Origin of the sequence: Halobacillus aidingensis (genome assembly GCF_900104185.1) — a bacterium.
In the GTDB taxonomy this organism is placed as follows: Bacteria; Bacillota; Bacilli; order Bacillales; family Halobacillaceae; genus Halobacillus; species Halobacillus aidingensis.
Genome location: NZ_FNIZ01000005.1, coordinates 54495 through 73672, shown reverse-complemented (window position 1 = coordinate 73672; position 19178 = coordinate 54495). Strand labels below are relative to the sequence as shown.

Genomic DNA, 19178 nt, shown 5'->3' with positions numbered 1-19178 from the left:
GACCCTGTTCCCTTACCTTATTCGTATAGTATCGATGGTTAAAATGACTACTAAGGAGTAATTGATCAGGACTTATTACCGAACTCGGCAGGTTACTGTTAGAGGGATTTCGAGAACCTCATATGGCAAAGGGCGGAGGGAAACGGTGAGACTCCTGTGGGAAGTGCGTGGTAGATGAGACCCCGCAGAGCGTTAGCTCGAGGAGGATCATCACTCGCCCACGGAAAGCGAACCTTTTCCCGGAGCCCCTAAACTCCCACAAAAGTCTCGAAATCAATTCTTGCACAATCCTGCCATATTGTTTAAGAGATAAAACCCGGAGTCCATATGTAGATGGACTCCGGGTTTTTGTTATTGCTCTTTTTGATATCTTAAAACAGGTTTACGCGCTGCTAACGTTTCATCCATACGACTCACAATCGTTGTATGAGGAGCCTCCTGGACTATTTCAGGGTCATTCTTCGCTTCTTGTGCGATTTGAATCATACGATCAATAAAGTCGTCCAGCGTTTCTTTTGATTCCGTTTCAGTCGGCTCGATCATGAGTGCCTCTTCCACATTGATCGGGAAATAAATGGTCGGCGGATGATAGCCGAAGTCAAGGAGACGCTTCGCCATATCCAACGTGCGGACCCCAAGTTTTTTCTGACGTTTTCCTGACAAAATGAATTCGTGTTTACAATGACGGTCGAATGGAAGATTAAATTCCTCTTGAAGACGTCGCATCATGTAATTCGCATTGATAACGGCGTATTCGCTCACTTTTTTCAAGCCTTCTGGTCCCATCGTCCGGATGTACGTATAGGCACGGACGTTAATTCCGAAGTTCCCATAGTAAGGCTTCACTCTCCCAATGGATTGTGGGCGGTCATAATCAAACACATACAGATCATTTTCCTTCGTCAAAATCGGTGCTGGTAAGTATTCAGCGAATTCTGCGGTTACGCCGACAGGACCGGAACCCGGGCCTCCGCCTCCGTGAGGACCTGTGAATGTCTTATGAAGGTTCAAGTGAACAACATCAAAGCCCATATCTCCTGGTCGTGCATAGCCAAGAATTGCGTTAAGGTTCGCTCCATCATAATAAAGCTTACCACCAGCTTCATGCACAATCGCTGCCATTTCTTCAATATCCTCTTCAAACAAGCCGAGAGTATTCGGGTTGGTGAGCATTAAGGCTGCCGTTTGCTCATCGACCACCCGTTTCAAATCTTGTAGGTCTACAAGACCTCTCTCATCCGATTTGACCGTTACAGCTTCAAAACCTGCGACTGTAGCTGAGGCAGGGTTCGTACCGTGAGCAGAGTCCGGTACAATGACTTTCGTCCGGTTCGTCTCTCCTCTTGCTTCATGATAAGCACGGATCATCATTAATCCCGTCCATTCCCCGTGAGCACCAGCAGCTGGCTGTAAAGTTACGGTATCCATTCCAGTGATGGCTGCCAGAGACTCTTGCAAATCATACATTAAATGTAGAGCCCCTTGGACACTTTCCACCGGCTGGTAAGGATGAATATGACTGAACCCAGTCAGCCTCGCTACATCTTCATTCATTTTCGGATTATATTTCATTGTGCAAGATCCAAGAGGGTAAAAGCCTGAATCCACGCCATGATTCCTTTTGGAAAGGGCGGTGTAGTGGCGCATAATTTGAAGCTCACTTACTTCCGGCAGGTCTGGTTCACTTTTTCTGACATAGGCTTCTCCGATCATGTCATCGACCTCTGTTTCCGGTACATCAAACTCTGGTAAGCTATAGCCCGTACGACTTTCTTGGCTCAATTCAAATATCAATGGAAAGTCCTGATTAGACATGAAGATCCCCCACTTCCTTGACAAACGTATCAATCTCTTCTTTTGTCCGGATTTCTGTTACGGCTACTAACATACAGTTCTTCAGTCTTTCATCGACCTCACCAAGGTCATACCCTCCAATGATCCCATGATCAAGGAGCATGCGGTTGAACTCTTTCACATCTCTGTCTAATTTCACAACAATTTCGTTGAAAAATGCCCCATCAAAAACAACCTCTATGCCACTTTCTTGGAGTTGCTTTTTCATATAGGCTGCTTTTTGGATGTTCATCCATGACATCTTTTTCAGTCCCTGTTTGCCGAGCGAAGACATCGCTACAGATGAAGCGAGAGCATTCAAGGCTTGATTGGAACAAATGTTTGATGTGGCTTTATCACGACGGATATGCTGTTCTCTTGCCTGCAAGGTTAACACGAAGCCGCGGCGGCCTTCTTCATCCACCGTCTGTCCTACAAGTCTCCCCGGTACTTTTCTCATCAATTTTTTCGTTGTCGCAAAATATCCACAGTGCGGACCACCATATTGTGCTGGTATTCCGAACACTTGAGCATCTCCGACAACGATATCGGCTCCAAATTCACCTGGAGGCGTTAAGTATCCTAATGCGAGAGGGTTGCTTGATGTAATCATCATCGCTTTTTTCTGTGTATCCACAATAGCTCTAACCTGCTCCAGTGGTTCGATTTGACCGAAAAAGTTCGGGTACTGGACCACAACACTCGCCGTGTCCTCATCGATTTCTCTTTCTAATTGCTCAAGGTCTGTTCTACCGTCCTTGTGATCAATCTCCACCACTTCGACGCCCGGGCCTTTGACATAGGAATGGATAACAGCTAATGATTCAGGGTGAATCGCTTTCGATACGAGAACTTTCTTTTTCTTCGTTTGTCCCGCAGACAAGTTGACCGCTTCAGCTAAAGCCGTTCCACCATCATACATCGAGGAGTTCGCCACATCCATCCCTGTCAATTCACAAATCATCGTTTGAAATTCAAAGATTGCCTGTAGCTCACCTTGTGAAATTTCAGGCTGATAAGGAGTATAGGCCGTGTAAAATTCCGATCTTGAAATCACATGATCTACAATTGAAGGAATGTAATGATCATAGACACCCGCCCCGAGAAAAGAGGTATGAGATTTCAAATGGACGTTCTTTTCCGCAAGTTCCGTTAATTCTTTCATCAGTTGAAATTCATTTTTAGGTTCTTTGATTTCTAAATCACCGTTAAAACGGATACTTTCCGGTATATCTAAGAAAAGTTCATCGGAGTGCTGAACACCGATCACATCCAGCATTTCTTTTTTATCTGTTTCTGTCATGGGCAAATAACGAAACTCCATGCTTCCATCCCCCTTGATTTATCTTTTATAAAAAGGTGTTTTGACGACTTTCGCTTTCAATTTCCTCTTACGGACTTGAACCGTCACTTCTGTCCCCTCAGCCGTGTATTCTCTATTAATGAGTGCCAGACCAACGTTTTTCCCCAGGGTCGGTGACTGTGTCCCTGTAGTAACAAACCCAATGACCTCTTCTCCGTCCAGGACATCGTAATGGGTACGAGGAATCCCCTTGTCGATCATCTCAATCCCTACGAGTTTTCGACCGGGCCCCTCTTCTTTTTGCCTTTTTAAAACTTCTTTACCAATAAAGTCTGCTTCTTTTTTCACTTTCACGGCGAAATTCAATCCTGCTTCGATTGGTGTGATTTCTTTACTAAGCTCCTGACCATACAGGGCAAGGTTCGCTTCAAATCGCAGCGTGTCACGAGCTCCGAGTCCAACAGGTTTCAAGCCAAACGGTTCACCAGCCTCAAGAATTGCTCGCCACAACTGGGCGCCGGAATCAGCGTGCAGATAAATTTCAAACCCGTCTTCCCCCGTATATCCTGTGCGGGATACAAGGGCCTCTCCATCGACACCCTTCAATACCACACCTTGTTCGAAACGGAAAAACTTGATGGCTGAAAGATCCGTTTCCGTGATGGTCTGAAGCGCATCTTCCGCTTTCGGGCCCTGGACAGCCAGCTGTACGTATTCATCAGAGACATCTTTTACGGTTACGTCGCCTTCCTGATGTTCTTTTAACCATTCATAGTCCTTTTGCCGGTTCGCTGCATTGACAACAAGGAGGTATTTGTCTTGATCAAGATGGTAAACGATCAAATCATCAACCGTTCCTCCGTCTTCATAGCACATAATCGTGTATTGCGCTTTCCCTGGTTCCAGCTTAGACACGTCGTTCGTCAGCATTTTTTGCAGAAAAGGAAGACTATCCGGTCCTTCCACCATCACTTCTGCCATGTGAGAGACATCAAACAACCCTGCGGCTGTTCGTGTGGCCTGGTGCTCCTCTTTGATACTGGAGAACTGCACAGGTAAATCCCATCCGCCAAAATCGATGGTTTTTGCTCCGAGTTTCTTGTATTCAGAGTACAACGGTGTTCGTTTTAAATCTGCCATTGGAACCACTCCTTATCACTGATTTCGCCCATAAAAAAAGAGACTTCACCGCTTGCACGGGAGTCTCTGTCCGTTTCACCAGAAAGTTTCACATCAGGAAACCCTGACGCTTGCTTCTTGGGTGGTTTGCACACAAAATGCAAACACTCTCCAGAGTTGCGTCCTATAGAGGTCTTTTTGCCTGAGAGATTCACAAATGATTGCTTGCTCCTTCGGCGCCACATGCGTGGTCTCTCCCTCTACAGTCATTCGCTTTCGTATTTTTCTAGATTTTACCGGGCATACTATTGTGTAACGTTCACACAATGTTTTGTATATTTTCAGCATCATTATATCACGCGTCTTTCACAAAAGACATGATAATTCTACAATAATTCACAATCTTTTATCATTCCTATTGATGGAGGGCTACAAATATGATCGAAATTCATCCAGACCAGTCATTTATTGGGTTATTGAGTGAGAATCTCGAACACCCTGACAAACTCGCTACATGGGATGGTTTTAAGCTTGCTTATCAGGCGGCTCAATTTAAAACCGTACCAGAATTTGATGGCCTTCTTGCTCTTGAACACCTTCCCCATGTAGATTTTATGGAACACCAGATTGAAGCAGCAGAAACAGCGGTCCATCAGATGAATGGACGTGCCATCCTAGCTGATGAGGTAGGGCTCGGAAAGACTTTAGAGGCAGGACTGATTCTAAAAGAGTACATGATCAGGGGAAGAGCTAAAAAGATCCTCATTCTGACACCTGCTTCCCTCGTAAACCAATGGATTCAGGAATTAAATGAAAAATTCTATATCCAGGCAGCTTCCCCAAGGAAGAAACAGGCCTCTTGGAAAGAATGGGATGTGACGGTTACTTCCATAGATATGGCTAAACGTGAAAACCACAGGGAAGTCATTTTGGATATTGACTACGATCTTATCATTATTGACGAAGCTCATAAGCTCAAGAACCATCAAACGAAAAATTACCAGTTCGTACAGTCCTTGAAAAAGACGTATTGCCTTTTATTAACAGCCACACCTATTCAAAACAAATTGAGTGATTTGTTTAATTTAGTATCCATTCTTAAACCCGGTTACCTCGGAAATTTGACCGATTTTAAAAAGAAGTATAAAGAAAATGCTGCCGATAAGGATAATATCCAACACATCCATTCCCTTGTCGGACATTTAATGATCCGGAACCGTAGAAAAGACACCGGCCTTGACTCTTCCAAGCGGAAAGTTGTCAATGAACGACTTTCGTTTTCAGATGAAGAAATGGAAATGTACAAAAAACTAGAACAATTAAAAGCAAATCACCCATCCTTTACTTGGCTGACGCTTGCTAAAGAATTATGTTCATCGAGAGAAGCTTGTTATATGTCCTTGAACCAATTGAAGAAAAATGCACCGGAAGAAAAAGCAGACGTTTATGATGAGTACATTGAAGCAATCGGACAGGTTCCTCATCATGTAAAAGCAAAACGGATGACGGAACTCATTGAAAAAACAGGCGAAAAATTCATTGTATTTACAGAATACCGTGCCACCCAATTTTATTTGCAGTGGTATCTTCAACAGAACGGAATCACGTCCGTTCCATTCAGCGGAAAATTCAATAAGAGTAAACGGGACTGGATGAAACAATTGTTTAAGAACAAAGCCCAAGTGATGATCGCTACAGAAGCCGGTGGCGAAGGAATCAACCTCCAATTCTGCCATCACATGATCAACTACGATCTTCCATGGAACCCGATGCGGCTTGAACAAAGAATCGGGCGCATTCACCGCTTCGGACAGGAGCACGATGTTAAAATCTTTAATTTTGCGATCAAAGATACAATCGAAGATCACATCATGAAGATGCTGTATGAGAAAATCGAAATGTTCAAAAATGCGGTCGGTGACCTGGATCATATTCTTGAGCAGATTCCAGGTGGATCGTTCGAGCATCAAATCCAGTCCATTATCAAACAGTCGGAGAGTCAAGGAGAAGTAGACATTAAACTCAACAATTTGGTCAGTTATGTCGAACATACGGTGAATGAAAGGAGAGAGTCGAGTTGAATGCTCCGAATCCATACAAAACGTTCGTCAAACAGTTCTTTTTATCCCATGGTTGTTCGATCGTAAACGATGCTCCTTCCCATTTCACTGTACAGCTCACAAATGAGATGGATGAGGAAATCATGAATCGACCTTTTTACTGGCATTACATGAAGAAAATGAATCGAGAAGGCGTCCCTATGAAGCTGACGTTCAGCGATACAGATCAGAAGCAGGCGGGTGGTATTTACCTTCATGCAGGAACACCTAAACTTCACCGCTTATACAATACGGCGATTTCGAAAGCACGGACAGCTAGACTTTATGAAGTGGTACATCAGACAACAGGACAAAACCGGGCTATGAGCCCCTGGCTTGTCGTTAATGGGCTTCTGCACTTTCGAGGAAAATATACGAGGGACGAACCCGTTTCCATAGGAATCAACTTAATTCACGGCACGATGATGCTTGGAATGATGGACAAGATTATTAACATGAATTTTGAAACAACCGTTTCGGACTACACGTTTCCTATGAGGCCTGTGATCTCTTTATCCCATGCTTATAAACGCATGGAACGCCATATTGAAACATATGTTGGATCTCTCGATCACCAATGGGCGAAGGATTCTCTGCATCATCTTGAAAAAGAAACCCACTTGCTTGAATCCTTTTATGAGTCTGAAGACATCGGTTTGGACTCTTTCACAAAAGAACGTGAGCAGCTCGACAATCGGTACAAGCCTTACATTGAAATGGAAGTCATCAACGGGGGATTATTTTATATTTCACAGGAAACCAGTAAGACTTGGATGCAGAACGAAGGAGCAGGCACTGTAAGAGAATAGAATCCATAAGCAAAAAAGCTTGCGGAAGGTAAACTCCAAATGATTCCACAACACAGGCTCACTTATGAAAAAACGAAAAAAGCCGCTGACTTGCTCAGCGGCTTTTCTTATTCTTTCAATGATTGTTGATTCGTTTCCTTTTGAACATTTTCAAAGCGAAAGGAAGCAATCCGAACCAGTAAAAGGAAGATTTTTTGGAGGGTTTGGATTCTTTTCGTTGCTGCTTCTCATCCTTAGACATGTGCATATACTTGACAACTTCTTCTGTCAAAAACTTTACATAATCATTCTGATTCATGAAAACCCCTCTTTTTCCATTGTTGCCTTTAGTATGCACCAAACCTTGCTATTTTAGACGTCCCATCACTTCTTCGGCGATTTCTTCAGGGGTTTTCTGGTCCACATCAATGACTACATCTGCTGCTTGTTCATATAAACTCAAACGTTCATCAAAACGCTTTTTCTTCTCCGAGTCCTCACCTTTCCACAATGGCCGGTCTGTGTCACCGGTCAACCTTTCCACAATGGTTTCCCATTCTGCTTTTAAATAAACAACGGTCCCCTCTTGCAAAAGAACTCGATTTTCCTCCCGGAGGATGACTCCTCCTCCTGTAGATAGGACAACTTCATCCTTTAAGTGCCTCAAAAATTCTGTTTCCTTATCCCGGAAGTACTGCTCTCCTTTTGAAGCAAACATATCCCGGATCTTCATTCCTTCCGCTTCTTCTATGGCCTGATCCATTTCTATGTATGGGTATTTTGTTTTTTCACTTACCATTTTTGCTATTGTCGACTTGCCACTTCCCATGAATCCTATTAAAAAAATCACGATAATTTTCCCCCTTATAAAAATCATTGCAGGAATTAGGCCCTTTATGTCGAATATTATAAAAGGCCAAATAATACGAAAGAGGTGGTAAATGATTGAAATCCATCGCTCAATATGCCCATGAACTTATCGTTTCTGCTATCCAGCAAACTGCTACGGACATCCACTTTTCCCCCTATGAAGAAACAGCTTCCATCCATTTCCGCATCCATGGAAACCGTATTTTCCACTCGACGACTCCGCTACCCACGTATAAGAAGCTTCTTTCCTACTTCAAATTCACTTCTGGAATGGATATCGGAGAACACAAACGACCTCAGAACGGAACAATCCAGCATCGCTCCAACCAGAACACATTTGACTTACGCTTATCTACTCTCCCCATAACCGGCACCGAAAGTTTAGCCATTCGACTTCTAAGACCAATGGACCATACCCCGCTTGAACAGCTTTTCCTTTTTCCTTACCAATTAAAAAAAATCCAGCGCTGGTTAAGACACCGTAGTGGCATGATCCTTTTTACCGGACCAACGGGAAGTGGAAAAACCACCACCTTATATGCCTTGCTCCAATCCCTTACCTCAACAAGTTCTTTTCAAGCCATTACTCTTGAAGACCCGATTGAAAAGAATTTAAACAACATCATTCAAGTTCAAGTGAATGAGCGTGCAGGTGTGACTTATGATACGGGATTAAAAGCAGCCTTAAGACATGATCCGGATCTATTAATGGTCGGAGAAATTCGAGACAAATCAACCGCACAGTTCGCATTTCGTGCTGCGTTAAGCGGACACCTCGTCATCAGCACCATCCACGCCCGTGATGCACACGGAACCATTCACCGTCTTAAAGAAATGAGTATCAAACAAACCGATATCGAACAAACCATGATTGCCATCGCCTCTCAACAGCTCATTTCTCTTGAAGGTGCCAAACAACTACCAAAAAGAGCGGCGATTCTGGAACTATTAGAAGGGGTCCAATTAAAAAGAGCGATTGATAGTCAGACCAAACACCAGCAGAATTTCCAGTCGTTCAGACACTTGAGGAGGAAAGCCTATGCACTTGGCTTCGTTGCAAAAAACGAAGTGGACCCGTTTTCGTGACCCGCCTTTACCTGTGGGTCAGCAAATTTTGTTTTTCAAAAGGTGCAGTCATATTTTGGACAAAGGCTATCCACTTCTCGATGCTCTACAAATGACTGGCTGGGATACAAAATTGAAATCCACATGTGACATCTTGACACAGCACCTTAGCGCTGGTCACCCCATTCATGAAGCTTTTATAAAAGCCCGCTTCTCCCTTTCTGTTACAAACTTCCTCTACTTCAGTCAGGTTCATCATAACTTGTCCAGAAGCTTTCAACAGTGTAAAGACATGTTGCAATTAAAGAAAGATTACAAAGAGAAATTTGTAAAGGTTATCCGGTACCCCGTTTTCTTATTTGTTTTCCTCATCATTGCTTGCACAATCTTACAAAGGACAGTTATTCCCAATTTTTTAAATCTATTTGAAGGTGAGAAAGACGGAACATTCCGCCTGATGGTCATCATCATGCACGTCATGAATGGGTTAGGCCTCCTCGTCCTTCTGACTGCCCTTCTGCTTATAGCTGTTATGATTATCTTACCGCGGATGACATTAAAAAAAAAGCTGTCATTATATGAAAGAGTCTCTCTCTTAAAGCTGTACCATTCCTACTCCGTCTCCTTTCTATTCACAACCCACCTCTACTCATTACTCCAGGCAGGCCTTCCACTAAAGGAGGCGATTGAAATGATCCATGGTCATAAGAAATATGAACTGCTCTCTCATTACTGCAAGCAACTATTACATGAACTGTCCAACGGCAAAACTGTTGCTCAGGCGATCTACAGCTGTCCGTTGTTCAGACCTGAACTCACTAATATTTTTCATCATACCAACGACATCGACGCTTTGAAAGATGAACTCGAACTTCTTGCCGAATTCTTTATGGAGTATCTCAGCCAAAAGATCTCCACATGGCTCCATTTCATTCAGCCTGCTTTTTTCATCATCATCGCCACCGTCATCATCTTGATCTACGCATCCATCATGCTGCCTCTATACCAATGGATGAACCAAATTTGAACGAGGAGGAACCCTCATGTTAAAAAACGAAAAAGGATTCACATTAATTGAGATGCTCATTGTTTTGCTTGTCATCTCCGTACTTCTGATCATAACAATTCCTAACATGTCTAAGAACAGTGATTCCGTAAAAGCAAAAGGGTGTGAAGCCCTTCAAAAAACCGTAGAGGCTCAAGTCCAGGCGTACTTCATTGAAACAGGAGCGTTCCCAGCTTCTATTCAAACGTTGGTGGATGAAGAGTATATATCGCAGGATACATGTCCAGATGGTACGCAATTGATCATAAGCTCAGAAGGAGATGTAAGTGAACAAGCCCCAACAGAAGGAACATAATGGTTACACTTTTACAGAAATGGTCATCGTTTTATTATGCTGGTCCATTCTTCTCTCTTGTTTCATTCCTTTGCAGTATCGCACCTATCAAAACCTTGAAGCAACCCTTACTCTTCAACAACTAAAGGAAGACCTTCTCCTCACCCAACACCTTTCCATGAACGAACATGTTTACTATACGGTGAATTTCGAGCAAGAATCAGGAGGCTATTTTTTATATGACACAAAAGAAAGAAAAACAATCTTCCATAGAAAATTGCCCGAGAAATGGGTGATGCGTTTGACTACCCTACAGCCAACGGTGCGATTCAATCAGAAGGGAATCATTCAAAAAGCAGGAACGATGTACCTGTATGCACCACATAAAACATATAAAGTCGTTTTCCCTTTCGGATCAAGTAGGTTACGCATTGAAGAGATCTGAGGGCTTCACGCTGCTTGAGACGTTATGTGCTTTTACACTTTTGACGATCATCACACTATTTACGCTACCTTTACTTACAGAAATAAGGACTGCCCAAAAGGATCTTCAAACAGAAAGAGAAGCCATCTCACTGCTTCATAACGAATTCTTTGAACACAGGATGAGGGATGGTCCTCTTCCTTATATAGCAAAACATCAATTACCTCATGAAATCACTCTAGTCTTTCAATCAGAAGAAGAGTGGATCGCAGGCTGTGTATTATGGAAAAACCAGAGAAATGAAAACAAGGAGTTCTGTTTGCATGAAAAAAGGGAATAGGACAAGTGAAAGAGCGTTTACATTGTCGGAAGTATTGATCAGCCTAATGGCGACCATGATTCTATTAACGATCTCCGTCCCCTTATTTTCTTTACTAAAAGGATATGACTATTACTCTGAATTATCGGTTGATCAGTTGAGCGCAGTGATCCAATGGGAAATCAACCAGTGCCGTTCCTACAATGTTTCAGATCATTCCATCTCATTGATTGATAAGCAAAACCGCCATATTGTCATGGAGAAGTATGGAAAAATTTTCAGGCGAACCGTGGACGGTTCTGGACACGAAACCCTCGTTCAAAATGTAGGAGCTATTTCTTTTGTACATGAATTTCCTTCAATTCTTATGGAGGTAGAAATTCATGACCAACCCTACACGAGAAAAATCCATCTTCCATAATGCGCATGGCATCGTCTTCCCATGGGTGCTCATTTTTTGCTTTTTACTTCTCATTGTCACATTAACAACCATCAACCAGTATAAAAACCACCTGATCCTTATCAAAAGTCATCAAGCTTCGGTTGTAAAACAACATATCCTCGACACTTCACGAATGAAATTGGATGAAGAATTAGAAACAATCCCTTTAGAACAAATGCAATACTCTTCTGCCTTTCTTACACCGGATGGTGAAAGTGTTGCGGAATGCACACGTGAAGAAAGTCAATGGGTATGCCTATGGAATATAGTAGTAAACGGTAATCAATCTCAGGTAAGAACTTTCCAAAGGCCATAAAAAAATCGCCCCTCATCGAGGGACGATGCTTTTATGAAATGTTTTGTTTATATTCCATCCGTTTATCAGTGATCCCACGTAGTCCATCCAAATCATAACCGATGACTAATTTATCTCCATTCGTCAAAATCGGCCGCCTTAACAACTTAGGCTTCTCAATGACCAGCTCTAGAAATTCATTCAATGTTAGGTCCTCTACATCTAGGTCAAGCGTTTTAAATTCTTTGCTTCTTTTCGCTAAAATTTCATCAATCCCATGGGTGGTAAGTGATAGGATTCTCCTCAATTCCTCAGCGGTAGGAGTCTCACGAAACAGGTGCTGTTCGTTAAAATCCACCCCTTGACTCTTTAACCATGATTTCGTGCGTCGACAGGATGTACAACTTGGGTATGTGTAGAATTTTAACTTTTCCATGTTTAACGCTCCTCGCTTTTTTGTATAACTTTATTGTATATTGATTGTATAACCTTTGTACAATATTTTAAACTCCTTTTTTCTATTAGACAAATAATTTTCACAACTTGGAGGGTTAAGGAATAAGGACAAGCGGGAATACAAATACTGAGAAATGAAAGATGAATACGTTTTATTTACAATTGTATCCGGGTCGTTTATAATATGAATGATAGTTTAACGATAGAAAAGGAGGGGGAAAAAAGCATGGATCGTATGTTTCGAGTAATGGCCTTTTGGACAGGTATCTTCGCTGTCATGTTCTATACAGGCGATATGATGGAAGCTTCCTTATTATCTCTAGTTCAAACGGCTTTTTTCCTTACTATTGGTTACCTTAAGCTGTCAGAACGTATGTATGTGTACATATTTTTCTCATACTTGACAGTCTTCATGATCGGATTTACGTATTATTGTTCCTTTATCTTAGTACCAGGATTTGGTGGCCACTAAACAAAAGAACCTGTCATCCTTATAAAAGGGTGTCAGGTTCTTTTTCTATCTCTTCTCATGGCACGGATTAGGTTAGAAACGGGTTTTCTTCCCGCTCTTCTCCTATTGTTGTCGGCTGGCCGTGGCCTGGAAAGATGCGCATGTCATTACGTAAAGGAAGAAGCTGTTCTTTAATGCTTCTCTCAAGAACTTCCCTGCTTCCTCCGGGTAAATCTGTACGTCCGATGCCCCTTTGGAACAAGGTGTCTCCAGCAATCGTAAGACGCTGGTTCCTAAAGACAAAGGAAACACTTCCTGGCGAATGTCCCGGGGTATGACGGACTTCAAATGGGAAGTCACCTATTTGCATTTGACCTATTTCAAAGTAGTGATCCGCTGGTCGAGCAGTAATTTCCCCTAAGCCGAATAAGGCAGAACCGTTCTTTTCTGGATCCCCCAGCCATCCTACTTCTTTTTCATGTATGTACACCGGAGCCCCATAAGCATCCCTTACGGCGTCAACGGCTCCAATATGATCGAAGTGTGCATGTGTTAGTAGAACCGCAATGACATCAAGTTCTCTTTCCTGTAAGTAGTTCTGTAACTTCTCAAAATCTCCACCTGGATCAATGACCAGCGCTTTATGATTTTCATGGATGATATAAGCATTCGTCGCTATCGGCCCAAGCGGTAACCTGGTTATTTTCTTCATTCTTTACACCTCATTTATTCGTTTCTTTTTAAATTTATTGGCTTTATCGTACAATGTGTAAAAAAGATGTAGATAACTCGACATTTTTTTGTTTATACTATAAAATAGATAAGTACCAATAATAACTACATATAGTATAACATCTATCCTTTGTGGATGATAATAATGAAAAGAGACTTAGGGGGTGCTGAATTTGGTAACAGCTATTCTTCTTTTACTCGTAACAATCTTGTGTGTTTGGGCAATTTTCCGTGAACTTAAAACAAAAAACTTCTTTGCTGTTCTTTTTGCAGGTGCATCAGCATTGATTTTCGGATGGTTCTCAGTCATGACCATCTGGTACAACTTATTCGGTTAAACAGTGAAAGCAAGCAGACCTATTAGGTCTGCTTGCTTTTTTATAGGGATTATATCAGGAACGAGAACTTCTAATTTCTTCATCCGTTTGCAACAACTGTTTGTTTTTGTTGAAAAAGTACCTGTACATACATAAAGTAATGAACATGGCACTCAATGAAACGGAAGAAAAAATACTGAGAGAGATGACTAACTGGTACTTGATGGCCATAACAGGTGATACACCCCCCAGAATCAAACCAGTCATCATTCCCGGAAGCTGAACAAGACCTATGGTTTTTAGCCGGTCAACGTTAGGTATTAAAGAAGCATGCAACGTATTTTGAACAATCAGATGAGAGGCCTGCTTCGGTTCTGCTCCTAAGGATAAGGAAGCGAGCAGCCGGCCGTTGTTTTCTTTAAACTCATTCTTCATTCGTTCAAGAGCAAGCCCCATAGCAGTCATACTGTTGCCAATGACCATTCCACTCATCGGAATGACCTCTGAAGGTTTAAACTGGATCATGTCAAATAGGAGCCACAAACTCAGCACTCCGACCTCAATGGCCAAAAGGCCTCCAAAAAGAATAAACCCGACATAAGGCAAGCCCTTCCCTTTTTGCCTGGCATGAAAGGTTGCAATGATGATCATGACTGTCAACATGAAAGGGATGCCGTAACGAGCGGGTAGATCAAAAAGGAATGTTAATATGTAACCGATGGCAAACAGTTGGACCGTTCCTCTAACCGTAGACCAAATGACATTTTTGCTCACACCCAGTTGGTAATAATAAGACAATGCTAAAGGAACGATGACGAATATGATTAAAAAAAATAGTGACTGATTCGATATTTCTGGTTCCAAATCTTCTTCCTCCCTACTGCTCTAAAAACTTCCCAAGTTCTTCTGTCTTCGGATGATCAAGCATATCCGGTATTTTTCCGTCTTCTACGATCTGTCCATCACTAATAAATAATCCCCGGTTCCCAAGCCTCCGTGCTTGATTTAAGTTATGAGTAACCATGAGCATCGTGAGTTTATGTTCTTCCATCAAGCACTCCAGAACCTCTTCAATTTCTTCTGCCGTGCGATAATCCAGGGCGCTGGTCGGCTCATCGAGTAGTAAAACTTCGGGTGAATTGGCCAAAGTCCTTGCCAGGGATACCCGTTGTTTCTCCCCGCCCGAAAGCTGATCCACATCTCTTTCCAAATAATCGGATGGGAGTTGAACGTAATCCAATAATTTTTTCCCTTGCTGTTCTTCCCAATCACCAAACAATGATGGTCCGTATTTAATGTTATCCAATACGGTTCCCGGAAATAAATTAGGTGCCTGCAAGACGAGACCCACTTGTTTTCTTAAGGCAGTGATGGAATGTTCTTCAATCGGTTTCCCGTTAAAGTAAATATCCCCCTGATCTGGGTCATTCAGACGGTTCAATAAGAATAATAATGTACTCTTCCCCGCGCCTGAAGGGCCGAAGAGGATGACTTTGTCCTGCTTTTCAATTGTAAAATTAATATCTTGAAGAACCCCTTGGTACACATGCTCAAAACGAAACATACCATTCCCTCTCTCTCCATAAAACGTTGTTTGTAAATATCATTACCCTTAGATGTATGAATTTATGTGAATAGCGAAGTAAAAGCTGCTTTAGTGTTTCTATCAACGCTCCCTGTTCCTCCGTAAGCCTCGATTACTAAATTTTCACTTTAGAGGATGGGATTTAATGAGACTTTCCATCAAAATTCAAATAAACGTTCCTCCTCCTTTATAAAGCTTATCAGGTTTTTATTAAGATATCTAAATTTTAGGGCCGCTTATGACTGGATATTCGCTTCAGATGCCTTTTGGGCCTAACCGTTTTCATATCGAAAGTTTCTCAATTCTTACACAAACAAAAATAAAGCCGCTAAGACAATGTCCCAGCGGCTTTTCCTTATTTTTCTGATTGATCAAAATCGTAAAACCTGAACAAGTCACCATAAATGATATTATCCGAGTAATTCATTTCTTTGCTCACTTTTTCTTTAATGGGTTGGCAGGCCTGTGCGTTCTCTTCAGGAAGAGGTTCTCCTGAGGAGCGATCATAACACGTTTCATTTGAGTACAAATAATCTTCTGTAATGAAGCTGCCGTCTCTTAAAGCAACGAAGTCTTTATTTTTTTCGGCGAACATATTATCACCGAAAGTTAAATCTCCATTCTCTTCAATACCAAGGAGATGGAGTAATGTCGGTTTAACATCAATTTGACCGACAACCTTATCTTGTACTCCCCCACCTTCATATCCTGGAATGTGGATCATAAATGGAACTCGCTGTAGTTGTGTTTGCACATAAGGGTCTACTTCTTTTCCTAGGAATTGACCCATGGCTTTATTGTGAAAATCACTAATCCCATAATGGTCACCCATAAGAACAATAATAGAATCTTCATAAATACCGGCATCCTTCAACTGCTGGAAAAATTGTTCCAATGCTTCATCCGTGTAACGAGCGGTTTGAAAATAAGAATTCAACGTTTTTGAATTGGAATCATATTTATCGATATTCGCTTTTTCCTCAGGAAGTTCAAATGGAAAATGGTGAGTCAAAGTAATGAACTTACTGTAGAACGGTTTTTCCTGGGATTGCAAATATTTAATGGATTGTTCAAAAAACGCTTTGTCTTCCAGTCCCCAACCAAAAGAATTTTCAGGGGTCACTTCGTAAGATTTCTCATCATAGAACTGGTCATACCCTACATTGTCATACATAACGTCCCTGTTCCAAAAGCTTGCGTTATTGGCATGAAAAACAGATGTTTCATAACCTTCTTCATTCAATATTTCAGGCAAAGCATTGTATTCATTCCCTGCATGTGTGAAATACACAGAACCTCTTCCCAGCGGGTAAAGGGAATTTTCAACAATAAACTCCGAATCGGATGTTTTCCCTTGTGCTGTTTGATGGTAGAAGTTTTTAAAGGTGATCGTGTCATTGCTTTGTTTCAAATCATTAAGGAACGGCGTCGTTTCTGTACCATTGATCTCTGAATCAAACAGGAAGTTCTGGAAAGACTCGACACTGACAAAAATAACGTTTTTATCTTCTGCAATGCCATATAGCTCGGAATCTTTATTTGTTTGATCAGGAGAAGTTTCTTTTAAATACGTTTCTATCTCACTGATTTCACTGCCATCAGCAAAGACGCGCTGAGCCTTTGTTTTCGTTTGCATCGTAGCATCATAAAGGTGGTAGTTGTATATACCAATATTCTTCACAAGGTATTCCCTGTCAAAGGCCCGTACAAAAAGCATCGGACGTTCAATCTCTGCAAGCACAACATTCCCAGCCAAAAGCAAAAATGTAACAGCTGTAGCTGCAATTTTCCCACGTTTCGGGAGTTTTACAGTAAGGTCAAACTTTTGTCGGCTCAAATACCATACGAGTGCCACATCAGCGAAGATGAAAATGTCTTCGATGTGAAGCAATGTCAAAAAACTTCCTGTAAGGTCTGCGGCGTTGTTCCCCTGGAATAATACAGGAATGGTAATAAAGTCTGTAAAGTTCCTATAGAAAATCAAGTTTAAAAATAAGACCAATGAACCGATCAACGTCGTCCATCGTAAATATTTCATTTGATTTTTAGGTTTCATCCATACACTGATGGCGAAAATCAAATAGGCACTGGCAATCGGATTAAATAAAAGTATGAATTCTTGCATTGGATTCTCAATCGATAAATCGAACATGAATCTATACACGACATATGTCTTCAGACCAAATAACAATGTCGCAATGATAAATAATGGCATGTTCTTCATTCTCCATTGCATCATGGTTCCTCCTCTAGTACGATACTGGTCCTTTTTAACAAAAATTAACCAGGTTCCTTATCTTCTTTAACAATTTCCACTTATAATCCATATTAAACTCTTTCTTCATATATGACGTAAATGGTCCCATAAAGGTTTCATTAAATTTACAATTTCCATCATTTTCAAAATGATGTGATGGAGCTTTTCTTATCATAAGACAAAAACATTATAAAAAGAAGTCCTAGCGGTTAAAATCTTTTTACAAATTTTATACAAATGAAACATAAAAAAGTTGGAGCCCCGAGGCTCCAACTTTTTTAATTATTCTTTTTAACTAAGAAAGCTCCACCAATGACACCGGCATCATTCCCTAATTCCGCTATGCCAAAACTCGATGCTTCAGCCGTTCTTGGTAAGGCATATTTCCGATAAGCTTTTTCAAGGGGTTCCAGCAGCAATTCTCCTGCTTTGGATACTCCGCCGCCAATCACGATTTTTTCCGGGTTGATAGCAATTGCCATGTTTGCAATCGCCATTCCAAGGACATCTGTGATTTCCGCAATCACACCACTCGCTGCTTTATCGCCATCCTTGGCTGCTTCAAATACATCCTTGGAGGTCAACGTCGCATCATTTAAATACGCATTCAGCTTAGATTCGGGGTATTTTTCCGCTGCTTCTTTTGCCTTTCTTACAATACCAGTCGCTGAAGAAACGGTCTCAAGACATCCGGTTTTTCCACAGTTACAAGGAGCTCCACCATCAGGTACAACTGTAACATGGCCTAGTTCTGCTGCTGTACCATTGGCTCCATTAAGAATCTGCCCGTTTGCAATAATGCCACCACCTACACCTGTACCAAGAGTAACCGCAATCAGTTCTGTGCACCCTTCTCCAGCACCGAGCCAATTCTCACCTAAAGCAGCCAAATTAGCATCGTTATCTACCCATACAGTCATTCCTGTCAATTCTTTGAGAAGGTTTCCGAAGTCAAAATCTTTCCAACCAATATTCACGGCTTCATGAATATAACCTGTTGTCGTATCAACAAACCCTGGTGCTCCTGCACCAATCCCTGCAACCATCGACGTGTCGATGGCCTCTTCTTTCAAAGTGTTTGAAATGGACGCTGCGATATCAGAAGGAATGGCTTCTCCCTGATTGTCAGTATTGGTTGGGATCTCCCACTTTTTAGTGATTGTTCCGTTTTCCTCAATAATAGCCAATTTTACTGTTGTTCCACCGATGTCTGCACCAATATAGTAATGACTCATCGCTTTTCCTCCCCTAATTGACGATCCTTTTGTTTCGCGATTTCACTTCTTAAAAGCAGGATGGCCATCTGATAGTCTTCTGACGGCATGCATTGGGCCTTGTACAACTCCCTTACTTCATCTTCCATCATTTCTAAATCGGCCAACCTGTCACCTATGTAAATGATCGTTCCAAATTTTTTCAAGTACTGCTGAATATCATAAATCGTTTTCATTCTTCATCACCACCATTCATTATACCAATACCT

General features: G+C 41.8%; 23 protein-coding genes and 2 riboswitches. Of the genes, 11 read left to right on the top strand and 12 right to left on the bottom strand.

Annotated features, from left to right (window positions below):
- Positions 1–351: 351 nt before the first annotated feature.
- Genes gcvPB through gcvT form a run of 3 tightly spaced genes read right to left on the bottom strand, consistent with a single transcriptional unit; the run spans position 352 to position 4276 of the window.
- Positions 352–1815 carry an aminomethyl-transferring glycine dehydrogenase subunit GcvPB gene (gene gcvPB, locus BLS23_RS06560; protein ID WP_089651746.1) on the bottom strand — a complete coding sequence of 488 codons (1464 nt, stop codon included), beginning with the start codon at positions 1813–1815 and terminating at the stop codon, positions 352–354.
- Entirely contained in the window at positions 1808–3157 is a 1350-nt protein-coding gene (gene gcvPA / locus BLS23_RS06555) for an aminomethyl-transferring glycine dehydrogenase subunit GcvPA (protein WP_089651745.1), read from the bottom strand. Before gcvPA ends, gcvPB begins: the two co-directional genes overlap by 8 nt.
- 18 nt (positions 3158–3175) lie before the next feature.
- A complete protein-coding gene (gene gcvT, locus BLS23_RS06550) occupies positions 3176–4276 on the bottom strand; it encodes a glycine cleavage system aminomethyltransferase GcvT (protein ID WP_089651744.1) in 1101 nt (366 codons plus the stop codon).
- A gap of 64 nt (positions 4277–4340) precedes the next feature.
- Positions 4341–4432, bottom strand: a riboswitch (glycine riboswitch).
- A 3-nt stretch (positions 4433–4435) separates the two neighbouring features.
- Positions 4436–4525, bottom strand: a riboswitch (glycine riboswitch).
- Positions 4526–4692: 167 nt separating this feature from the next.
- Between gcvT and BLS23_RS06545 the strand changes: the two genes are divergently transcribed.
- Both BLS23_RS06545 and BLS23_RS06540 read left to right on the top strand, forming a co-directional pair.
- Positions 4693–6336 carry a DEAD/DEAH box helicase gene (locus tag BLS23_RS06545; protein ID WP_089651743.1) on the top strand — a complete coding sequence of 548 codons (1644 nt, stop codon included), beginning with the start codon at positions 4693–4695 and terminating at the stop codon, positions 6334–6336.
- Complete coding sequence (locus tag BLS23_RS06540; protein ID WP_089651742.1) at positions 6333–7163, top strand: YqhG family protein; 831 nt, start codon at positions 6333–6335, stop codon at positions 7161–7163. Before BLS23_RS06545 ends, BLS23_RS06540 begins: the two co-directional genes overlap by 4 nt.
- A gap of 115 nt (positions 7164–7278) precedes the next feature.
- Here the strand turns inward: BLS23_RS06540 and BLS23_RS06535 are convergent, their stop codons facing one another.
- Positions 7279–7461: a YqzE family protein gene (locus BLS23_RS06535; RefSeq protein WP_089651741.1), complete on the bottom strand. Its 183-nt coding sequence runs from the start codon at positions 7459–7461 to the stop codon at positions 7279–7281.
- Between the two features lie 48 nt (positions 7462–7509).
- Positions 7510–7992, bottom strand: coding sequence for a shikimate kinase (locus BLS23_RS06530; protein ID WP_089651740.1), 483 nt, complete (start codon positions 7990–7992; stop codon positions 7510–7512).
- A gap of 95 nt (positions 7993–8087) precedes the next feature.
- Here BLS23_RS06530 and comGA point away from each other — a divergent pair, with 95 nt between their 5' ends.
- Genes comGA through BLS23_RS06495 form a run of 7 tightly spaced genes read left to right on the top strand, consistent with a single transcriptional unit; the run spans position 8088 to position 11918 of the window.
- Positions 8088–9098 carry a competence type IV pilus ATPase ComGA gene (gene comGA / locus BLS23_RS06525; protein ID WP_089651739.1) on the top strand — a complete coding sequence of 337 codons (1011 nt, stop codon included), beginning with the start codon at positions 8088–8090 and terminating at the stop codon, positions 9096–9098.
- Positions 9052–10104, top strand: coding sequence for a type II secretion system F family protein (locus tag BLS23_RS06520; RefSeq protein WP_089651738.1), 1053 nt, complete (start codon positions 9052–9054; stop codon positions 10102–10104). Before comGA ends, BLS23_RS06520 begins: the two co-directional genes overlap by 47 nt.
- A gap of 16 nt (positions 10105–10120) precedes the next feature.
- Positions 10121–10438, top strand: coding sequence for a competence type IV pilus major pilin ComGC (gene comGC, locus BLS23_RS06515; protein WP_089651737.1), 318 nt, complete (start codon positions 10121–10123; stop codon positions 10436–10438).
- Positions 10410–10862, top strand: a complete 453-nt coding sequence (gene comGD, locus BLS23_RS06510; RefSeq protein ID WP_244157109.1) for a competence type IV pilus minor pilin ComGD — start codon at positions 10410–10412, stop codon at positions 10860–10862. Before comGC ends, comGD begins: the two co-directional genes overlap by 29 nt.
- The gene (locus tag BLS23_RS06505; RefSeq protein ID WP_089651736.1) at positions 10849–11181 is read left to right on the top strand and encodes a type II secretion system protein; all 333 of its coding nucleotides are present in this window, start codon (positions 10849–10851) and stop codon (positions 11179–11181) included. The genes comGD and BLS23_RS06505 overlap by 14 nt, the downstream gene beginning before the upstream one ends.
- The gene (locus tag BLS23_RS06500) at positions 11165–11581 is read left to right on the top strand and encodes a competence type IV pilus minor pilin ComGF (RefSeq protein WP_167356023.1); all 417 of its coding nucleotides are present in this window, start codon (positions 11165–11167) and stop codon (positions 11579–11581) included. The genes BLS23_RS06505 and BLS23_RS06500 overlap by 17 nt, the downstream gene beginning before the upstream one ends.
- Positions 11544–11918 (top strand): hypothetical protein, encoded by a 375-nt coding sequence (locus BLS23_RS06495; protein ID WP_089651734.1) that lies wholly within the window; start codon positions 11544–11546, stop codon positions 11916–11918. The genes BLS23_RS06500 and BLS23_RS06495 overlap by 38 nt, the downstream gene beginning before the upstream one ends.
- Before the next feature lie 31 nt (positions 11919–11949).
- Here the strand turns inward: BLS23_RS06495 and BLS23_RS06490 are convergent, their stop codons facing one another.
- On the bottom strand, positions 11950–12333 hold the full coding sequence (locus tag BLS23_RS06490) for a Spx/MgsR family RNA polymerase-binding regulatory protein (protein WP_089651733.1): 384 nt from the start codon (positions 12331–12333) through the stop codon (positions 11950–11952).
- A gap of 246 nt (positions 12334–12579) precedes the next feature.
- Between BLS23_RS06490 and BLS23_RS06485 the strand changes: the two genes are divergently transcribed.
- A complete protein-coding gene (locus BLS23_RS06485) occupies positions 12580–12825 on the top strand; it encodes a DUF2626 domain-containing protein (protein ID WP_089651732.1) in 246 nt (81 codons plus the stop codon).
- Between the two features lie 67 nt (positions 12826–12892).
- Here the strand turns inward: BLS23_RS06485 and BLS23_RS06480 are convergent, their stop codons facing one another.
- Positions 12893–13516 carry an MBL fold metallo-hydrolase gene (locus tag BLS23_RS06480; RefSeq protein ID WP_089651731.1) on the bottom strand — a complete coding sequence of 208 codons (624 nt, stop codon included), beginning with the start codon at positions 13514–13516 and terminating at the stop codon, positions 12893–12895.
- A 193-nt stretch (positions 13517–13709) separates the two neighbouring features.
- Here BLS23_RS06480 and BLS23_RS06475 point away from each other — a divergent pair, with 193 nt between their 5' ends.
- Positions 13710–13874, top strand: a complete 165-nt coding sequence (locus tag BLS23_RS06475; RefSeq protein WP_089651730.1) for a DUF2759 domain-containing protein — start codon at positions 13710–13712, stop codon at positions 13872–13874.
- A gap of 54 nt (positions 13875–13928) precedes the next feature.
- On the opposite strand, the gene BLS23_RS06470 is transcribed toward BLS23_RS06475, so the two are convergent.
- The 5 genes from BLS23_RS06470 to BLS23_RS06450 all read right to left on the bottom strand — a co-directional run bounded on the left by BLS23_RS06470 (position 13929) and on the right by BLS23_RS06450 (position 19145).
- Entirely contained in the window at positions 13929–14717 is a 789-nt protein-coding gene (locus BLS23_RS06470; RefSeq protein ID WP_089651729.1) for an ABC transporter permease, read from the bottom strand.
- Between the two features lie 13 nt (positions 14718–14730).
- On the bottom strand, positions 14731–15417 hold the full coding sequence (locus tag BLS23_RS06465) for an ABC transporter ATP-binding protein (protein WP_089651728.1): 687 nt from the start codon (positions 15415–15417) through the stop codon (positions 14731–14733).
- Positions 15418–15793: 376 nt separating this feature from the next.
- Positions 15794–17674 carry an LTA synthase family protein gene (locus tag BLS23_RS06460; protein WP_089651727.1) on the bottom strand — a complete coding sequence of 627 codons (1881 nt, stop codon included), beginning with the start codon at positions 17672–17674 and terminating at the stop codon, positions 15794–15796.
- Positions 17675–17973: 299 nt separating this feature from the next.
- Positions 17974–18930 carry an ROK family glucokinase gene (locus BLS23_RS06455; protein WP_089651726.1) on the bottom strand — a complete coding sequence of 319 codons (957 nt, stop codon included), beginning with the start codon at positions 18928–18930 and terminating at the stop codon, positions 17974–17976.
- The gene (locus tag BLS23_RS06450; protein ID WP_089651725.1) at positions 18927–19145 is read right to left on the bottom strand and encodes a YqgQ family protein; all 219 of its coding nucleotides are present in this window, start codon (positions 19143–19145) and stop codon (positions 18927–18929) included. The genes BLS23_RS06455 and BLS23_RS06450 overlap by 4 nt, the downstream gene beginning before the upstream one ends.
- Between the last annotated feature and the right edge of the window lie 33 nt (positions 19146–19178).